Consider the following 16,567-nt stretch of genomic DNA (forward strand, 5'->3'; position numbering starts at 1 on the left):
CCGCTCCTAGCGCAATTCCTTTTCCCAGATCAGGTCGATGGCCTGGGCCTTGGTGCTGGATTCCGCCTCCAGATGCAGGGTGCGGGTCAGGGTGTAGCGCAGCATCACCGTGGAAATGGCGTCGAACAGGCCCACCGCGTAGGTCAGATAAAGCCGCTCGGAAAGCCGCTTGCCGAGCATCAGGGCGGCGTCCTCGGTTTCCCAGTCGCTGCCGATGGAAATCTCGTCCAGGCCCAGGGTGTCGCCGAGTTTTTCGGTGACGCCGGCGCCTTTCTGCAGACCATACAGGGCCAGCGCCTGGGCCACCTTGGCGGAGTCGCTGTCCGAGCCCCGGTTCAGGGAACGGCCGGTGATCAGGTACGACATTGCCTCGCTTTCCTCCACCGTCGGGTCGGAGAAAATACGCGCCTCCGGTTGCTGCAGGGTGCCGGAAAGCTGCACCCCCACCACCTGGTTTTCGCTGGGGATCTTGCGGATGGCGCGGATGTCCAGGCCCGGGTTATCCGGCGCGCCCTGGAACAGCAGGCGACCGTTCTCGATGGCCAGGTTCTGGCCATAGGCCCGGTAGCGGCCCTCCACGATCACCAGCTCACCGTTGAGCTGGGCCGGTTGGCCGGGCTGCTGGGTCACGCGCAGGTCGCCGTCCAGGGTAGCGGTGAGGCCGAAGCCCTCGAAGTGCACCTTGTCGCCCAGGCTCACGCCCACCGCCATGGCCAGGGGCAGGCCGCTGGTTTGTTCCGCGCGGGCATCCACCAGCACCTGATCGGAACTGACGGTAACCGCGCTTTCCGGCAGTTCCCGGGGTTTTAAATCCGCTTCCGGTACCGCCAGATCACCGCTCAGCCGCAGCACCTCGCCATCGCCTTCCAGGGTCAGGTCCGGGCTGACATAGACCACCGCGTCGCCACGGTTGGCCACGCGCAGGCGCTCGCCACGCAGGGTCAGGGCCACGGCCAGTGGTGAGCGGGTGGGAGCCCAGGTGCCGTCCAGCACCAGCTCCCCGTCGCCCAGGCGGGCGCCGCCGTCCAGGCGCAGTTCCCCGGACGGATCACCGTGCACGGCCAGATGGATCTGCTCGGCGGTGATGCCCAGGTCGGGGACGGTGACACGCCCGTCGCGCAGCGCCAGTTCGCCGCTCACCGCCGGGTGGTCACGCTGCCCGCCCAGGCTGAGATCGCCGCTGAGGCGGCCGGCCACCTCGCCGACCCGGGGGATCAGCGGCGCCAGATCCGCCAGACTGGGCACGTCCATTTGAATGTCGCCTTCCAGGGGTGCGTTGGCGTCCAGGCCGGTACCGATGCGCGCGTGCAGTTCGCCCTGGTCGGTGACCACCAGGTCCAGGCGGTTGTCGAGGCGGCCGTCGGCCAGCTTGCCTTCCAGGCGGGCGGTGGCCAATTCGAAGGTGGTGGGTTCCTCCAGAGTGGTGAGGGTGATGGCGGCGCCGTCCAGGCTCAACCGCCACTGGCCGCTGGGCGCCGTCACGCGACCGTCCACCCGGGCGCTGCCGTTGAGTTGGCCGCGCAGCTTCAGGCCTTCCCCCAACCAGGGCTCCGCCAGCGCCAGGGGCAGGGCCTCGATGTCGAGGTCGCCATCCAGGGCTCCACCGCGGTGGCTGCCGGCCAGGCACAGGCGGCCCTCGCTGTGTTCGCCGGCCAGGCACAGGGTCTCCAGGGACTGGCGGTCGGCCGCCACCTGGAAAGCCGCCGGCTGACGCAGCGCCCAGCGCCCCACCCGGGGCTCCTCCAGGCGCCAGTCGAGCAGCCGTCCACGCCAGCGGTTGGTATTGTCCAGCGCCGCTTCCAGGGTCAGCTCGGTGCGTGCCTGGTCGGCCTCCGCCGAGACGGTCAAACGGTGATCGGAGCGGCGTCCCTCCAGGGCCAGGCCGAGCCGGTCCAGGCGGGTGACGCCGGCCTGGCTCAGTTCGCTGCCGTCCAGGGTCAGTGACAGCGGCGCATCCGCCGGGGTCAGGTCCTGGAAGCGTGCCCGCAAACCTGCCAGGTGCCAGTCCTGGTAGGCCAGCTCGCGGCCCTCGGCGGTACCGCTCAGGCGCGGCGCCTTGAGCGGGCCACGCAGGCGCCAGTCGGCACTCAGGGCGCCTCGCGCCGGCGCGTACCAGCGGGTCAACCGCGCCACCGCCAGGCTGCCATCCAGATTCCAGCGGTCGCCCACGCTGCCCCGGGCACGCAGCCGGTCCTCGCCCCAGCGGCCATCCAGGGTGATCGTCAGGTCGCCGCCGGCGGGCTGGCGGGCGCGGCCGGTGACGGTCAGCGGGCTGTTCTTGAGGGTGCCTTGCAGGCGCAGCGGGTCGGCGCCCAGGCTCCAGTCATCGGCGCTTCGCCAATGCCCCTTGGTGTGCGCGTCCAGGGCCAGATTCCCGTTCCAGGCCGGCGCCAGCAGCGCCGGGTCAAGATGCTGGCCGCTGGCCTCCAGGTCCCAGGCCAGGCCGTCGGCGTAGTTCAGTTGCCCCTGCAAGGAAAGCGTTTGCTTGCCGCTGGTGATCGCCAACCGGGTCAGGCTTGCGTCGCGCAGTCCGGCCTGGCCGGCCACCTCCACGCGCACGGGATGGCCATCGGCGGTGAGATCGGCGGCACCGTCCAGGTCCACCCGGTCCAGGTCGCCCCGGGTGGTGAGGTGGCCGGCGCCCAGGGACACCGGCACCGGTGTGCCCAGCGGCAGCGCCTGGGCCGGCCAGCGGTGCGTCAGGTCCAGGTGCACGGTGCCATTCCGGTAGCCCAGCTCACCCTCGCTGCGCAGTCGCGCCGGGGCGGTCAGGTCGTGGGTGACGGTAAGCGCCTGCGGCGTGCCGGCCAGGGTGAGGTGTCCTTGCAGGGGGCCGGCGCTGGTGGTGCCATTATCGGCATCGGCATCGGCATCGGCATCGGCATCGGCATCGGCATCGGCATCGGCATCGGTCGTCGCCGGGCGTCGCCAGTCCAGTTCTCCCTCCATTCGGTAGGGCTGTTCGAGTTGCCCTTGCAGCGCCGCCCGCAGGCGGGTGTCCGCCACGGTCAGCGCCAGGTCCGCCACCGCCAGCTCGCTGCGGGCGGCCAGGTCGTCGCCGCGCAGGTGGTCGATCACCAGCGGCGACTCGCCGGTGAGCGTGAAGCGGCCCAGGCGCAGGGTGTCCACGCGCAGGCCCAGGGGCGGTGCCAGCGAATCGGGCAGGGCGAACGGCGGAGCATCCGGGTCCGCCGGCGCGCCGGCGGGCAGGGTCAGGGTGAGGCCGCTGGCGCGCAGGTGGCGCAGGTGCAGCCAGCCGTACCAGAGCTGGCGTGGGGCCGCTTCCAGATCCAGGTCGGTGAGAGTTACTTCCAGAGTCTGGTCGCCTTCGCCCTGGCGGTAATGAAGCCGCTCCAGGGTGACGCCGGTGAGCAGGCTGCCGCGCCAGTTGTGCACGGTCAGTTCCCCGGGCAGATAGGGGCGCGCCCGCTCCAGCAGCCAGAGGTTGCCGGGCCGGGTGCCGAGCAGGCCCAGGAAAGCACCCAGCAGCACCAGCAGGACAATCAGTACGATCAGCAGGATGCGCTTCACAGGTCCGGCCCCATGCTCAGGTGCAGGCGCCAGTCGCGGTGTTCCTGGACGCCACGGGCCAGATCCACCCGGATCGGCCCCAGCGGCGAGCGCCAGCGCACCCCGAAGCCGGCGCTGCGGCGGATCTCATAGTCGTCGAAATCGTTGAAGGCGTTACCGGCGTCGGAGAACACCGCCATGCTCCAGCGCTCGGTGATCGGGTAGTCGTATTCCACGCTGCCCACCAGCAGGTGGCGGCCGCCGGTGACGTCGCCGTCGTCATTTTCCGGGCCCAGCGATTCATAGGCGAAGCCTCGCACGCTGGCGTCGCCGCCGGCGAAGAAACGCAGCGAGGCGGGCAGCTCGGTAACGTCCACCACGTCGGTGAAGCCGAATTCGCCACGGGTGATGAAGCGGCCCTTGAACACCGGCAGGATCAATTTGCCCCACAAATCGTACTGGGTGAAGGTGGCGGATGACGACAGCGCCTTGTGGGCGCCGCGCACCTTGCCGCCCAGGCGCCAGCCGAAACGCGGGTGTACCGGATCATCGGATTTGACGCGGCTGAGCTGGAAGCCGGGGATCACCAGCTCCGCCTGGTCCACCTGATCGGCCACGTTGTAGGTTTCGCGCAGGTATTCCAGGGACGGCGTGGCGATCCAGCCGGATTCCAGCTTGAGGATGTAGTCGGCGCCGACACTGAGTTTTTCGCTTTCGCTGGTGTCGGTGTCCTCGTTGACATAGCTGGTGCGCAGTTCCAGCTTCTCGTTGAGCGGATCGCTGAGCGGGATGGTGTAGCCGGCGCCGACCCCCTGGCGCACGCTGGACAGCTCGGTTTCCGCCCGCGCCGTGTGGCCGGCGGCGTTAAGGCGCCGGTTCTCCACCCCCAGACGCAGACGCGGGCCGGTATCGGTGCTGATGCCGGCCCCGGCCAGCAGCGCCCATTCGTTGCGCGGGCTGAAATGCACGGTCACGTCGATGGTGTGCCGTTGCGGGTCCGGTTCGCCGCGCTCCACGCGCACCGCGCTGAAGTAGCCGGCCCCCAGGTAAGCCTGCTGGGTGGTCAGCAGACGCTCGTTGCTGAACGGCTCACCGGACTGAAAGTTCAGGTAGGCGCGCAGCAGAGTGTCGTTGAGCTGGGCGTCACCGGCGAGGCTCACCTCGCCGAAGCGGTAGCGCGGGCCGCTGTCCACGTGCAGTACCACCCGGGCGCGATGGCGGTCGCGGTCCACTTCCAGCCGGTGGCGGCTGAGAACGCCTTCGGCGTAGCCACGGTTGATCAGCAGCTGCTGGAGGGTGCGTTTGAGGCTTTCGTACTGATCGTGGCGCAGGCGTTCCCCTTCGCGCAGGGGGCTTTCGTCGAGCACGCGCTGGAACGCCGGATCGTTCGCCGCGTCGCCGCTCAATGCAACGTCCAGGGTTTCCACCAGGGTCGGCGGGCCCGGGTCCACGGTCAGCGTCAGGCGAAAGCAGTGTTCCTGGTCGGCGGCCTGGTAGTCCTGGGTCAGGCGCGGCTGGTAGAACCCCAGGGCCTGCAGGGCGCCTCGGGCGTCGTCGCGTACCTGGCGGCGGATCAGGGTTTGCTGGCCGGGGCCGGGTCGGCAGGGGTAGCGACCGAGGTCCACCAGGGTGCGGATGTTGGCCGCCACCGCTTCTGGCGGGTCGCCTTTCAAGATCAGGCCGGGGGTCTCATCGGCACGGGCCGGCGAGGTCAACGCCAGGCTGCCCAGAAAAATCAATGCCGTCAGGAATGCCTGGCTGTGAAAACTGCTCATCGACCGCCTTACTTGGTCCCGGTCCGTGGGGGAAACACCACATTGTCGGTACGGCGCTGCCCTGGAGCAAGCCCGGGCAACGTTCAATCGCGCTGGAAATGCGTCGGGCTGGGGCGTTTTTTAAGGCGCCGTTGCAGGGTGCGGCGGTGGATGCCGAGCGCTTGCGCCGCCCGGGAGATATTGCCCTGGTGGGCGTCAAGAACCCGTTGAATGTGTTCCCATTCCAGGCGCTGCAGGGAGGGGGGCGCGTCCGGCAGGCTGTCCAGGTCCGAGGGGTCGCGCTCCAGGGCGTCGAGGATATCGCCGACGCTGGCCGGCTTGGTCAGGTAGTTGTGGGCGCCCCGTCGGGTGGCGGCCACCGCTGCGGCGATGCTGCCGTAGCCGGTGAGCACGATGACCCGGCAATCGGGAAAACGGTCCAGCAGCGGCGTGATCAGGTCCAGGCCGTTGTCGGTGCCCAGATTCTGGTCGAGCACCGCCGCGTCCAGGGTCGGCAACGCGTCGAGCAGCCGCCGGGCCTGTTCCAGGTCGGCGGCCCAGTGGGTTTCGCAGCCGTGGCGGGCCAGGGCGCGGCGGGTCTGGTTCGCCAGCAGGTCGTCGTCTTCCAGCAGCAGCAGGGATTCAGGCGTGGTCATGGGTGGGTGCCTCCGGGCTCCACATAATCCGGGCCTGGCTCCACTGGTGATGGAAATCCAGGGTCAGGGTGGCGCCGAGGGTAGCCAGGGTGGTTTCCACCAGCGCCAGACCGATGCCCAGGCCTTCGCGGTCCCGGTTGCGTTCGTGGCGTGGGCCATCGTCGCTGACCTGCAGCAGGGCCCGGCGCCCATCATTCTCGAGCCGCAGCACCAGGTGTTCGGCGCCGGCGTCGATGGCGTTATAGCCCAGGTTGGCGAGTACCCGGAACCAGGCCGGCGCGTCCTGGAATTCGGTGTTCTGGGAGCCTTCCACGGTCAGGGTAAGGGTCGGGCACAGGTGCCGCAGGTGCTGGCGCAACCGCTCGCCGAGTTCCTGATAATGGCATTGCTCCGGTGGTTCGCTGGTGTCGGTTTGGCGCAGCCGGTCCGCCAGCCGCCGTGCCAGGGTTTCGATTTGCGCCAGGTCTTCCCGGGTGGCATCGGGCAGGCCCGGTTCCTGGCCGGCGTTGTCGGCCAGCATCACCAGGCTGCTCAGCGGCGTGTTCAGTTCATGGGCCTGGTGGGCCAGGGTGGCGGCCACCTGGTAGAGCCGTTCCCGGCGGCCGGCCAGTTCCAGCAGCCGTTCCTGCTGACGTTGCTGTTCCCGGCTCAGGGACTGGATCACCTGGCCCAGCAGGGTCAGCACCACGGCCAGGGCGGCGAATACCACCGCCATGCCCAGGCCATGGGTGGGGCTCAGCTCACGGCTCAGGGCGTGCAGGGTGGAGTGCGGGGCCGGCGCGCTGTGCCACAGGCCCACCACGGTATAGCCGAGCAGGGTCATCGCCAGCAGCGACCAGGCCGCCCTGGGGGGAAGGGTCAGCGCGGCGAGCAGCAGGGGCACCAATAAATAGAAGGACAGCGGATTGGCGGCGCCGCCCAGTTGCCGTACCAGGGCGAGCATCAGCAGCAGGTCCAGGGCCAGTTCGATCCCCAGCATGAGCCGTTGCCGGGGCGGTGTCAGGTTCAGGGTGCACACCGCCAGCAAGCTGGGCAGCAGCAGGGCGGCAAGACCGGCTAGCAGAGCCGGTGGCGGCAACAGATCCGGGGAGAAGCGTGGCAGGGTCAGAAGTGCCAGCGCCAGGCACACCACCAGCAGGCTGCGCAGGGCGATCAGGCGGCGTCGCCAGGTTCTGTGCGGGTTGGGGTAGGTGGTCATGGGGGGGATTGTAGCCGGGTTCGGGGTGGGTTGGTGCGGCGTTTTGTCGCAGGTGGTTCTCTCCAGAAGGCCGCGTCTCGGTGCGGTCCCCCTTTCCGGGAACGCCGTGAACCCGTCCATGGGGGCTCCCGGTCAAACATCCTGTTTGACAGGGTCCCGGAAAGGGGGACCGCACCGAGACGCTTCGAGGAAAACCGCGACGGTGTGAGGCCTTCCCGGCGGTGGGGAGGGCTGGCTACGCGGCAGGGGCGGTTATCGGGGTTTGGCGGTGCCTTCGAGGAATTCCTGGACCAGGCCGGGGATTTTGGGGTGGTCGAAGACGCGGGTGCCGGCGAGGTCGAAGCCGGCGGCGGCGAGGGTGTCGGCGGTGGGACGGTCGAGCTGGCAGCCGCAGGCCAGGTGGCGCCACACCGGGTTGAGGCGGCGTTGCCAGCGGAGTACGCGGGGGCGGTGGCTGGCGACGTGCTCGAGCACCAGCAACTCGCCGTGGTCGGCGAGCACGCGGCGCATTTCCCGGGCGGCGCGGGCCGGGTCGGGGATGGTGCAGAGCACCAGGCAGGCGACCACGGTGTCGAAGTGGCCGTCCGGGTAGGGCAACTGGTGGGCGTCGCCTTGCAGCAAATGAAAGCGTTCCGGTGACCGCGCCTGGTCGCGGGCGCGGCCGGCCCGCGCCAGCAGGGCGACGTCCGGCTCCAGGCCGTGGATCTCGGTGGCGGCGTCGCCATAGAGCGGCAGGTTGGCGCCGTTGCCGACGCCGATTTCCAGTACCCGGCCGCGGGCGTGGCGGATCAGGCGCTGGCGGTCCCGGTACAGGGCCCGGGTGGCGCGGTCGAGCAGCGGTGGGAAGATCCGTTCGCTATAAAAGCCCATGGTGCCGCCGGTGTCAGGCGCCGGCCCGTTCGAGGATGGCCACGAACGGTTCGCTCTTGCCGTGGCCGCGCACGATGTCCAGCAGGGTACGGCCCTGGGTGTCGGTGGCGCGAAGATCGCGGCCCTGTTCCTGGAAGAACGCCACGAAGCGTTCGAAGTCCTCCACGCGCAGGGCGCGGTAGGCCTTGAGCAGAACGTGGAAATCCGGGTTCTCGCCATCTTCCGGCGGGAAGTCCAGGAACACCTTGATCTGCTCGTCGGTCATCGGCTCGCCGATGACTTTTTGTTTGTCCTTGCGTTCAGCCATGGAAATACCTTGGTCCAGCCTGATGATTCGGGGCCGGAGATTATAGGTGCGGGACGGTTCGATTGACACCGCCAGGGGCGGGCGGGTGTCGGGGAAGGGGGTTCGGCTGGGGCGGCCCGGGTGCCGGCGGGGATTTCCGAGCCGGCGCGGACGCCGGCCCGGCTCCGCATTACTGCGCCATATCCTTGAGTTTCTTGAGCGGGCGTACCTTGACCACGGTGCGCGCCGGCTTGGCGGCGAAGGTGGTTTCCTCGCCGGTGAACGGGTTGATGCCCTTGCGTGCCTTGGTGGCCGGTTTCTTCTGGGTGACCGCCTTGAACAGACCCGGCAGGGTGAATTGGCCGGCGCCGCCACGTTTCTTGAGATGGCCTTCCATGATTTCGGTCAGCTCATCGAAAACGCCGTTGACGTCCTTCTTGGTGAGACCGGTTTTGTCGCTGATCTGAGTGATGATCTGGGACTTGGTCATCGGCTCGGCGATGGCCTTGACCCGACGCGTGGTGGATGCCGTGGCGGCCTTCTTCGCCGCTTTTTTCTTTGCAGCCATAGGATCGCTTACCCCTTAGGTTAGTGACTTTCTGCGATGAATGAATGTTCGCTTGCCTGTCAGGAGCGCCCCGGGATAGGGAGCCTCTGATTGGGTGCGCATCCAGTTATATGCCAAGCAAAACCCGGGTACAAGGCGTCCAGACCCTATTTTTTGTGTGTTTCGGCACGGATTGGCATTCATGAGGGCAGCCTGGCGCGGGGTTAGCAGGTCCAACCCCGAATCGCTATACTAGGCCGCCTTTTCAGCCACCCCCGGCGGCGCCCGGCGGTGGTCTCATCGGATACAACGACGGACAGTGGAAATGCGAAGCCATTATTGCGGTGATTTGCGGGCCTCCCACGACGGGGAAACGGTACGGTTGTGTGGCTGGGTGCACCGCCGCCGCGACCACGGCGGGGTGATCTTCCTGGATGTGCGCGACCGCACCGGCCTGGTGCAGGTGGTGTTCGATCCGGACACCGAGGACGCCTTCGCCCTGGCCGACAAGGTGCGCGGCGAATACGTGCTCCAGCTTGAAGGCCGGGTGCGTCTGCGCGACGAGGCGGTTCGCAATCCGCGCATGGATACCGGTGACATCGAGGTGCTGGGCAAGAGCCTGACCATCCTCAATGAAGCCCAGACGCCGCCGTTCGAGCTGGACGAATACTCCGCCGCCGGCGAGGAGGTGCGCCTCAAGTACCGCTACCTGGATCTGCGTCGTCCGGAGGCGCTGAAGCGCTTCCAGTTCCGTTCGCGGCTCACCCACGCGGTGCGCGCCCATCTGGAAGGCCAGGGTTTCATGGACGTGGAAACGCCGATCCTGACCCGGGCCACCCCGGAAGGCGCCCGCGATTATCTGGTGCCGAGCCGCACCCACGCCGGCAGTTTCTTCGCGCTGCCGCAGTCGCCGCAGCTGTTCAAGCAGCTTCTGATGGTGGCCGGTTTCGACCGCTACTACCAGATCGCCAAGTGCTTCCGCGACGAGGACCTGCGTGCCGACCGCCAGCCGGAATTCACCCAGATCGATCTGGAGGCGTCCTTCGTCGAGGAGGAGGACATCATGGCGATCACCGAGGCCATGGTGAAAAGCGTGTTCAAGGACATGCTCGACGTGACGCTGCCCGAATTCCCGCGCATGACCTATGAAGAGGCGATGCGTCGCTATGGCTCCGACAAGCCGGATCTGCGCGTGCCCATGGAGTTGATCGACATCGCCGACCTGATGGACGGGGTGGAGTTCAAGGTGTTCGCCGGCCCGGCCAAGGACCCGAAAGGCCGGGTGGTGGCCATGAAGGTGCCCGGTGGCGGTGACCTGTCGCGCAAGGAAATCGACGAGTACACCAAGTTCGTCGGCATCTATGGCGCCAAGGGCCTGGCCTACATCAAGGTCAACGACCTGGACGCCGGTGCCGAGGGGCTGCAGTCGCCGATCCTCAAGTTCCTCACCGAGGAGGCGATCCAGGGCATCCTGGAGCGCACCGGCGCGGCCACCGGCGATCTGATTTTCTTCGGGGCCGACAAGGCCAAGGTGGTCAACGAGGCGATTGGCGCGTTGCGCGTCAAGGTCGGCCACGAACGCGGCCTGGCCCAGGGCGAGTGGGCGCCGCTGTGGGTGGTGGACTTCCCCATGTTCGAGGAGGAGGACGGCCGCTACTACGCGCTGCACCATCCGTTCACCATGCCCAAGTGCGATCCGCAAGAGCTCAAGAGCAACCCGGAAGGCGCCCTGTCGCGTGCCTATGACATGGTGCTCAACGGCACCGAGCTGGGCGGCGGTTCAATCCGTATCCACCGTCCGGACATGCAGCGGGCGGTGTTCGAGGCGCTGGGCATCAGCGATCAGGAAGCGGACGAGAAATTCGGCTTCCTGCTGGATGGCCTCAAATACGGCGCGCCGCCCCATGGCGGCCTGGCCTTCGGCCTGGACCGCATGGTGATGCTGATGACCGGCGGCGAATCGATCCGCGACGTGATCGCCTTCCCGAAAACCCAGACCGCCGCCTGCCTGATGACCGACGCGCCGTCGCCGGTGGATAATCAGCAGCTTCGGGAAGTGGGTATCCAGGTTCGTAAGGACGATAATTAAAGCGCTGACACGCTTGCACGTATCACGCCGGCACGCTAAAACCGCGGGCCTCGATCAACAGCGTGCGAGCATGCAAGCGTGTTGCGTGCAAGCGGAGGTTATTTATGGCCGGTCATAGTAAATGGGCCAATATCAAGCACCGTAAGGCGGCTCAGGACGCCAAGCGGGGCAAGATCTTCACCAAACTGATTCGCGAGATCACCGTCGCCGCCCGCATGGGCGGCGCGGAGATCAACGACAACCCGCGCCTGCGCGCCGCGGTCGACAAGGCGCTCGGCAACAACATGACCCGGGACACCATCGACCGGGCCATCAAGCGCGGCGCTGGCGGTGACGACACCTCCAACATGGAGGAGATCACCTACGAAGGCTACGGCAAGAACGGCGTGGCGGTACTGGTGGAAACCATGACCGACAACGTCAACCGGACCGTCTCCGAGGTACGTCATGCCTTCTCCAAGTTCGGCGGCAACCTGGGCACCAGCGGCTCGGTGGCCTTTCTCTTCACCAAGCGTGGCGAGCTGTTCTTCGAGCCCGGCGTGGACGAAGAGAAGCTGATGGAAGCGGCCCTGGAGGCCGGCGCCGAGGACGTGGAAGAGAACGAGGACGGCAGCTATCTGGTGATCACCGCGCCGGACAAGAGCTTCGGCGAGGTGGTGGACGCCCTGCGCGAAGCGGGCCTGGAGCCGGCGGACGCGGAAGTCACCATGAGCCCCTCCACCCGCGCCGACCTGGACGCCGACACCGCCGAGACGGTGAGCAAGATGATCGACCTGTTGGAAGACCTGGACGATGTCCAGAACGTCTACACCAACGCCAACTGGCCGGATGAAGAATAACCCTTTCGTGACTAAATCGGTACGCCGCCCGGTCGCTTCTACGGCGAGAATGCCATTGTAGGAGCGACTTTAGTCGCGATACCGCGGTCACTCCTACTGGACATAAGAACAGCAGGCAGGTTAGATAGACCTGCCTTTTTTATAGAGCGGCCACAGGCGCACCATGACCATTCTGATGGGCATCGACCCCGGCTCGCGCCACACCGGCTACGGGATCATCGAGCAGGTGGGAAATCGCACCACGGCGGTGGATTTCGGCACCATTCACACCACCGGTGTCGAAATGGCGCCGAGGCTGGGGGAGATTTTCGCCGGGCTGCGCCAGGTGATCGCCCTGCACCGGCCCGACGAAGTGAGCATCGAAAAGGTGTTCATGGCCCGCAACCCGGATTCCGCCCTGAAACTCGGCCAGGCCCGTGGCGCCGCCCTCACCGCGGTGGTGCAGGGCGGCGTGCCGGTGTTCGAGTATTCCGCCCGCCAGGTAAAGCAGGCGGTGGTGGGGCGCGGTGGCGCGGAAAAAGCGCAGGTGGCGGAAATGGTGCGCCATCTGCTGAAACTGGAAAAGCGCCCGCAATCGGACGCCGCCGACGCCCTGGCCATTGCCCTGTGCCACGCGCACATGCGCGTGTCCCTGGCGCGGCTGGGCGGCGCCACGGCGGTGCGGCGCGGACGGATACGGTGATCAGGCAGCCATGATCGGACAACTGAAAGGCATACTCATCGAGAAGCGACCGCCCCAACTGCTGCTGGACGTGGGCGGCGTGGGCTACGAGGTGGAGGCGCCGATGACGGTGTTCTACGACCTGCCCGAAGCCGGTGGCGAGCTGTTGTTGCACACCCATTTCGTGGTGCGCGAGGACGCCCAGCTGCTGTTCGGGTTCGCCAGCCGCTACGAGCGCGAACTGTTCCGCAGCCTGATCAAGGTCAACGGCGTGGGGCCGAAGATGGCTCTGGCGATCCTTTCCGGCATCGAGGCGGACCGGCTGGCGGCCTGTATCCGTGACCAGGACACCACCTCCCTGGTGAAGGTGCCAGGCATCGGCAAGAAGACCGCGGAGCGGCTGGTCATCGAAATGTCCGACCGGCTGGATAAGCTGGAGGGCGGGCCGGCGCGCCTGCCCGGGCCGGTGGTGCTGGACGGCGCGCCGGACGCCCGCGCCGACGCCATCGCCGCCCTGGAGGCTCTGGGCTACCGTAATAAGGAAGCGGCCGCCGCGGTGGGGCGCGCCGCCGATGACGGCGAGGCCGGTAGCGAGGAACTGATTCGCCGGGCCCTGCGAACTCTGGCAAGGTGATTTCCCATGGACAATGACCGCCTGATCAGCGCCGATGCCGTGGATGGCCGCGAGGACCAGCAGGACCGCGCCATCCGTCCCGCCAGCCTGGCGGACTACCACGGCCAGCCCAAGGTGCGCGAGCGCCTGGAGATCTTCATCGATGCCGCGCGCGGGCGTGGCGAGGCGCTCGACCATACCCTGATTTTCGGTCCGCCGGGGCTGGGCAAGACCACCCTGGCGCACATCATCGCCCGGGAAATGGGCTCGGAACTCAAGTCGACCTCCGGGCCGGTGCTGGAAAAAGCCGGCGACCTCGCCGCCATCCTCACCAATCTGGAGGAGGGTGACGTGCTGTTCGTGGACGAGATCCACCGGCTGTCCCCGGTGGTGGAGGAGATCCTCTATCCCGCCATGGAGGACTACCAGCTCGACATCATGATCGGCGAGGGCCCCGCCGCCCGCTCCATCAAGCTGGACCTGCCGCCGTTCACTCTGGTCGGCGCCACCACCCGCGCCGGTCTGCTCACCGCGCCGTTGCGCGACCGCTTCGGCATCGTTCAGCGGTTGGAGTTCTACAACGTCGACGACCTGGCGGGCATTGTCGCCCGCTCCTGCGAGATTCTCGCCATCGCGGTGGACGACGACGGTGCCCACGAAGTGGCCCGTCGCGCCCGGGGCACGCCACGCATCGCCAACCGCCTGCTGCGCCGGGTGCGTGATTATGCCCAGGTAAAAAGCGATGGCCGCATCACCGGTCCGGTGGCGGAAAGTGCCCTGGACATGCTGGAAGTGGACAGCCATGGCCTGGACGGCACCGACCGCCGCCTGCTGAACATGATGATGCACAAGTTCGATGGCGGTCCGGTGGGGCTCGACTCCCTGGCCGCCGCCCTTAACGAGGACGCCGGCACTCTGGAAGAGGTGGTGGAACCCTACCTGATTCAGCAGGGCTTCATTCAGCGCACCCCGCGCGGACGACAGGTGACCAACCATGCCTGGCGTCACTTCGGCCTGCGCGCTCCGAGCCGGGAAGGTGATTTGTTTAAATGAGTGCAAAATCTTCGCCAACTTCGGAATTTGTCCTACCCGTTCGCGTCTACATCGAAGACACTGACGCCGGTGGCATCGTCTACTACGTGAACTACCTGAAGTTCATGGAGCGGGCGAGAACCGAATTCATGCGCTCGCTGGGGTATCAGCATTACGCCCTGGCGGAAGAGAATTTTCAGTTCGTCGTGCATTCCTGTCAGGTGCGTTATCACAAGCCCGGCCGGATCGACGATGACCTGCGGGTGAGCGCCCGTTTAACGCATCTGGGCCGCGCCACCCTGCTGTTCGCCCAATCGGTGACCCGGAATGGGGAACTGCTGTGCGAGGCGCAGATCAAGGTGGCCTGCGTGAGCGCCGATGGCATCAAGCCCAAGGCGCTGCCGAAGCCCTTGTTTGCAAAGTTCAAGGCTCAAGTCGAGGAGTTGGGGTAAATGGATGACGCATCGTCCAGCATGTCGATCCTGTCGCTAGTCACCAATGCCGGGCCGGTGGTCCAGGCGGTGATGGCGGTGTTGCTGCTGGCCTCTTTGATTTCCTGGTACATGATCGTCAACCGCTACCGGATTCTGGGTCGTGCGCGCCGCGCCGATCGCGCCTTCGAGGAGAAGTTCTGGTCCGGTGAGGATCTGTCCAGCCTTTATAACCAGGTCCGTAAGAAGCCCAATCCGGACTCCGCCAGCGAAGCGGTGTTCCGCGCCGGCTTCCAGGAATTCGTGCGGTTGTCCAAGACCACCCGCGGGCCCGATGCCATCATGGAAGGCGCTCAGCGCTCCATGCGGGTGGCCCTGCAGCGCGAGCAGTCGCGCCTGACCAAGCACCTGCCATTCCTGGCCACGGTGGGCTCCACCAGTCCCTACATCGGCCTGTTTGGTACCGTCTGGGGCATCATGAATTCCTTCCGCGCCCTGGCCAACGTCAGCCAGGCCACCCTCAGCGTGGTGGCGCCGGGCATCGCCGAGGCGCTGGTGGCCACCGCCATGGGGTTGTTCGCCGCGATTCCGGCGGTGATGGCCTACAACCGTTACGCGGCCCAGTCCGAATCCCTGGTGGGCGATTGTGAAGTGTTCGCCGAGGAGTTTTCCTCCGTGCTGCACCGCCAGGCCCACGGCCGGGACGCTTGAGCCCGGGGAGACGACCATGAACAGTGGTATACGAGTTCGCAAGCCGCGCAAGATGATGGCCGACATCAACGTGGTGCCCTACATCGACGTGATGCTGGTGCTGCTGGTGATCTTCATGGCCACCGCGCCGATGATGACCCAGGGCGTGTCCGTGGACTTGCCGCAAACCGACAGCGCGCCGATCGCCAATAAGGACGAGCCGGTGCTGATCACGGTGCGCGCCGACGGCAGCTACCACATCAATGTGGGCGAGGATGGCGGTCGCAACGCCGCCAGCCTGGAAACCGTCAAGGGGCACGTGCTCACCATCCGTAAGCAGAAACCCAAGACGCTGTTCCTGGTGGAGGGCGACCAGAACGTGCCCTATGGCAAGGTGGTGGTGCTGATGTCCGAGCTGCAGCAGGCCGGCGTCACCAACCTGGGGCTGGTCACGGAGCCTCCGGGGCGTTCATGAGCGATCGGAGCGTCGCGGTCGGGTTCTCGGCCCTGCTGCACCTGGTGGTGCTGGGGCTGATGGTGTTCACCTGGTCCTCGGACCCGGAGCTGCGCCGGCCGCCGGAGATCCCGCCCCATGTGATGGCCACGGTGATGGAAGAGACCCGGCGCGCGCCGGACGCCAACACCGCGCCGGCCCGGGAAGAAAAGGATCAGAAGCCGGTTCAGGAAAAGAAACCCGAACCGAAGCCTGAACCGAAGTCCAAGCCCGAGCCTAAGCCGGAACCGAAGCCAAAGCCAAAGCCTAAGCCGGAACCGAAGCCCGAGCCGAAACCCAAGCCGGCGCCCAAGCCCGAACCCAAGCCGGAGCCTAAGCCCGAACCCAAGCCGGAGCCTAAGCCCGAACCCAAGCCGGAGCCGAAACCCGAGCCCAAGCCGGAATCCAAGCCTGAGCCGAAGCCGGAACCGAAGCAGGAATCGAAACCCGCTCCGGAGTTCGAGCAGCCGAGCATGGAAGAGCTGATGGCCGAGGAAGAGCTGGAAATGGCGCGCAAAAAGCGTGAGCAGGTGGCCGAGAAGCCCGGTTCCGGTCCGTCGGACAGCGACGTCACCGAGGAAACCGCCAGCTACGAGGACGCCATCCGCAATGCCATCTCCCAGCGCTGGCGGATTCCGGGCAATTATCGCAACCGCGACGACCTCAGCGTGCGGGTTCGCATCCGGGTGATTCCCGGTGGCGAGGTGGTCAATGTTCAGGTGGCCAAGTCCAGCGGTTATCCGAACTTCGACGAATCGCTGGTCAACGCCGTGGAACTGGCCAGCCCGCTGCCCGTGCCCGAGGGCAAGCTGTTCGAACAGTTCCGTACTTTCGTGATCGTTTTCAGTCCCAGGGATGTGCAATGATGCGAGTTAACAAGATCCGATCCATCGCCGCC

At 66.8% G+C, this 16,567-nt stretch carries 16 protein-coding genes; 9 read left to right on the plus strand and 7 right to left on the minus strand.

Features of this window, described 5'->3' with window-relative positions:
• Nucleotides 1-6 precede the first annotated feature (6 nt).
• The 7 genes from JF515_RS19670 to JF515_RS05760 form a co-directional block, all read right to left on the minus strand.
• Nucleotides 7-3,531: a translocation/assembly module TamB domain-containing protein gene (locus tag JF515_RS19670; RefSeq protein ID WP_203101907.1), complete on the minus strand. Its 3,525-nt coding sequence runs from the start codon at nt 3,529-3,531 to the stop codon at nt 7-9.
• Nucleotides 3,528-5,285 carry an autotransporter assembly complex protein TamA gene (locus JF515_RS05735; protein ID WP_203101909.1) on the minus strand — a complete coding sequence of 586 codons (1,758 nt, stop codon included), beginning with the start codon at nt 5,283-5,285 and terminating at the stop codon, nt 3,528-3,530. Before JF515_RS05735 ends, JF515_RS19670 begins: the two co-directional genes overlap by 4 nt.
• Nucleotides 5,286-5,368: 83 nt before the next feature.
• Complete coding sequence (locus JF515_RS05740) at nt 5,369-5,920, minus strand: response regulator transcription factor (protein WP_203101912.1); 552 nt, start codon at nt 5,918-5,920, stop codon at nt 5,369-5,371.
• Nucleotides 5,907-7,118 (minus strand): sensor histidine kinase, encoded by a 1,212-nt coding sequence (locus tag JF515_RS05745; RefSeq protein ID WP_203101913.1) that lies wholly within the window; start codon nt 7,116-7,118, stop codon nt 5,907-5,909. The genes JF515_RS05740 and JF515_RS05745 overlap by 14 nt, the downstream gene beginning before the upstream one ends.
• A 252-nt stretch (nt 7,119-7,370) precedes the next feature.
• A complete protein-coding gene (locus JF515_RS05750) occupies nt 7,371-7,988 on the minus strand; it encodes a class I SAM-dependent methyltransferase (protein ID WP_203101915.1) in 618 nt (205 codons plus the stop codon).
• A 13-nt stretch (nt 7,989-8,001) separates the two neighbouring features.
• Nucleotides 8,002-8,295, minus strand: coding sequence for a PA4642 family protein (locus JF515_RS05755; protein WP_203101917.1), 294 nt, complete (start codon nt 8,293-8,295; stop codon nt 8,002-8,004).
• Nucleotides 8,296-8,464: 169 nt separating this feature from the next.
• Nucleotides 8,465-8,842 carry an HU family DNA-binding protein gene (locus JF515_RS05760; RefSeq protein WP_203101919.1) on the minus strand — a complete coding sequence of 126 codons (378 nt, stop codon included), beginning with the start codon at nt 8,840-8,842 and terminating at the stop codon, nt 8,465-8,467.
• Nucleotides 8,843-9,146: 304 nt separating this feature from the next.
• On the opposite strand from JF515_RS05760, the gene aspS reads away from it, so the two are divergent.
• The 9 genes from aspS (at nt 9,147) to tolA (ending at nt 16,535) form a co-directional block, all read left to right on the plus strand.
• The gene (gene aspS, locus JF515_RS05765) at nt 9,147-10,910 is read left to right on the plus strand and encodes an aspartate--tRNA ligase (protein WP_203101921.1); all 1,764 of its coding nucleotides are present in this window, start codon (nt 9,147-9,149) and stop codon (nt 10,908-10,910) included.
• A 104-nt stretch (nt 10,911-11,014) separates the two neighbouring features.
• A complete protein-coding gene (locus JF515_RS05770; RefSeq protein WP_203101923.1) occupies nt 11,015-11,749 on the plus strand; it encodes a YebC/PmpR family DNA-binding transcriptional regulator in 735 nt (244 codons plus the stop codon).
• Nucleotides 11,750-11,912: 163 nt separating this feature from the next.
• Complete coding sequence (ruvC, locus tag JF515_RS05775) at nt 11,913-12,431, plus strand: crossover junction endodeoxyribonuclease RuvC (protein ID WP_203101925.1); 519 nt, start codon at nt 11,913-11,915, stop codon at nt 12,429-12,431.
• Between the two features lie 10 nt (nt 12,432-12,441).
• A complete protein-coding gene (gene ruvA, locus JF515_RS05780) occupies nt 12,442-13,044 on the plus strand; it encodes a Holliday junction branch migration protein RuvA (RefSeq protein ID WP_203101927.1) in 603 nt (200 codons plus the stop codon).
• Nucleotides 13,045-13,050: 6 nt separating this feature from the next.
• Nucleotides 13,051-14,076 (plus strand): Holliday junction branch migration DNA helicase RuvB, encoded by a 1,026-nt coding sequence (gene ruvB / locus JF515_RS05785; RefSeq protein ID WP_203101929.1) that lies wholly within the window; start codon nt 13,051-13,053, stop codon nt 14,074-14,076.
• Nucleotides 14,073-14,507, plus strand: coding sequence for a tol-pal system-associated acyl-CoA thioesterase (gene ybgC / locus JF515_RS05790; RefSeq protein ID WP_203101931.1), 435 nt, complete (start codon nt 14,073-14,075; stop codon nt 14,505-14,507). The genes ruvB and ybgC overlap by 4 nt, the downstream gene beginning before the upstream one ends.
• A complete protein-coding gene (tolQ, locus tag JF515_RS05795) occupies nt 14,508-15,197 on the plus strand; it encodes a protein TolQ (RefSeq protein WP_203101933.1) in 690 nt (229 codons plus the stop codon).
• Nucleotides 15,198-15,213: 16 nt separating this feature from the next.
• Nucleotides 15,214-15,651 (plus strand): protein TolR, encoded by a 438-nt coding sequence (gene tolR, locus JF515_RS05800; protein ID WP_238400890.1) that lies wholly within the window; start codon nt 15,214-15,216, stop codon nt 15,649-15,651.
• Nucleotides 15,648-16,535, plus strand: a complete 888-nt coding sequence (tolA, locus tag JF515_RS05805) for a cell envelope integrity protein TolA (RefSeq protein WP_203101935.1) — start codon at nt 15,648-15,650, stop codon at nt 16,533-16,535. The genes tolR and tolA overlap by 4 nt, the downstream gene beginning before the upstream one ends.
• The last annotated feature ends 32 nt before the right edge of the window (nt 16,536-16,567 follow it).

It is taken from the genome of Alloalcanivorax marinus, assembly GCF_016785095.1.
In the GTDB taxonomy this organism is placed as follows: Bacteria; Pseudomonadota; Gammaproteobacteria; order Pseudomonadales; family Alcanivoracaceae; genus Alloalcanivorax; species Alloalcanivorax marinus_A.

Bases quoted from the DNA above. Each gene is read 5' to 3' on its own strand.
- ruvB (WP_203101929.1), top strand. From the start codon at position 13,051: ATGGACAATGACCGCCTGATCAGCGCCGATGCCGTGGATGGCCGCGAG.
- JF515_RS05755 (WP_203101917.1), bottom strand. From the start codon at position 8,295: ATGGCTGAACGCAAGGACAAACAAAAAGTCATCGGCGAGCCGATGACC.
- tolQ (WP_203101933.1), top strand. From the start codon at position 14,508: ATGGATGACGCATCGTCCAGCATGTCGATCCTGTCGCTAGTCACCAAT.
- tolR (WP_238400890.1), top strand. From the start codon at position 15,214: ATGAACAGTGGTATACGAGTTCGCAAGCCGCGCAAGATGATGGCCGAC.
- ruvC (WP_203101925.1), top strand. From the start codon at position 11,913: ATGACCATTCTGATGGGCATCGACCCCGGCTCGCGCCACACCGGCTAC.
- ruvA (WP_203101927.1), top strand. From the start codon at position 12,442: ATGATCGGACAACTGAAAGGCATACTCATCGAGAAGCGACCGCCCCAA.
- JF515_RS05740 (WP_203101912.1), bottom strand. From the start codon at position 5,920: ATGACCACGCCTGAATCCCTGCTGCTGCTGGAAGACGACGACCTGCTG.
- aspS (WP_203101921.1), top strand. From the start codon at position 9,147: ATGCGAAGCCATTATTGCGGTGATTTGCGGGCCTCCCACGACGGGGAA.
- JF515_RS05735 (WP_203101909.1), bottom strand. From the start codon at position 5,285: ATGAGCAGTTTTCACAGCCAGGCATTCCTGACGGCATTGATTTTTCTG.
- JF515_RS05770 (WP_203101923.1), top strand. From the start codon at position 11,015: ATGGCCGGTCATAGTAAATGGGCCAATATCAAGCACCGTAAGGCGGCT.
- ybgC (WP_203101931.1), top strand. From the start codon at position 14,073: ATGAGTGCAAAATCTTCGCCAACTTCGGAATTTGTCCTACCCGTTCGC.
- JF515_RS05750 (WP_203101915.1), bottom strand. From the start codon at position 7,988: ATGGGCTTTTATAGCGAACGGATCTTCCCACCGCTGCTCGACCGCGCC.
- JF515_RS05760 (WP_203101919.1), bottom strand. From the start codon at position 8,842: ATGGCTGCAAAGAAAAAAGCGGCGAAGAAGGCCGCCACGGCATCCACC.
- JF515_RS05745 (WP_203101913.1), bottom strand. From the start codon at position 7,118: ATGACCACCTACCCCAACCCGCACAGAACCTGGCGACGCCGCCTGATC.
- tolA (WP_203101935.1), top strand. From the start codon at position 15,648: ATGAGCGATCGGAGCGTCGCGGTCGGGTTCTCGGCCCTGCTGCACCTG.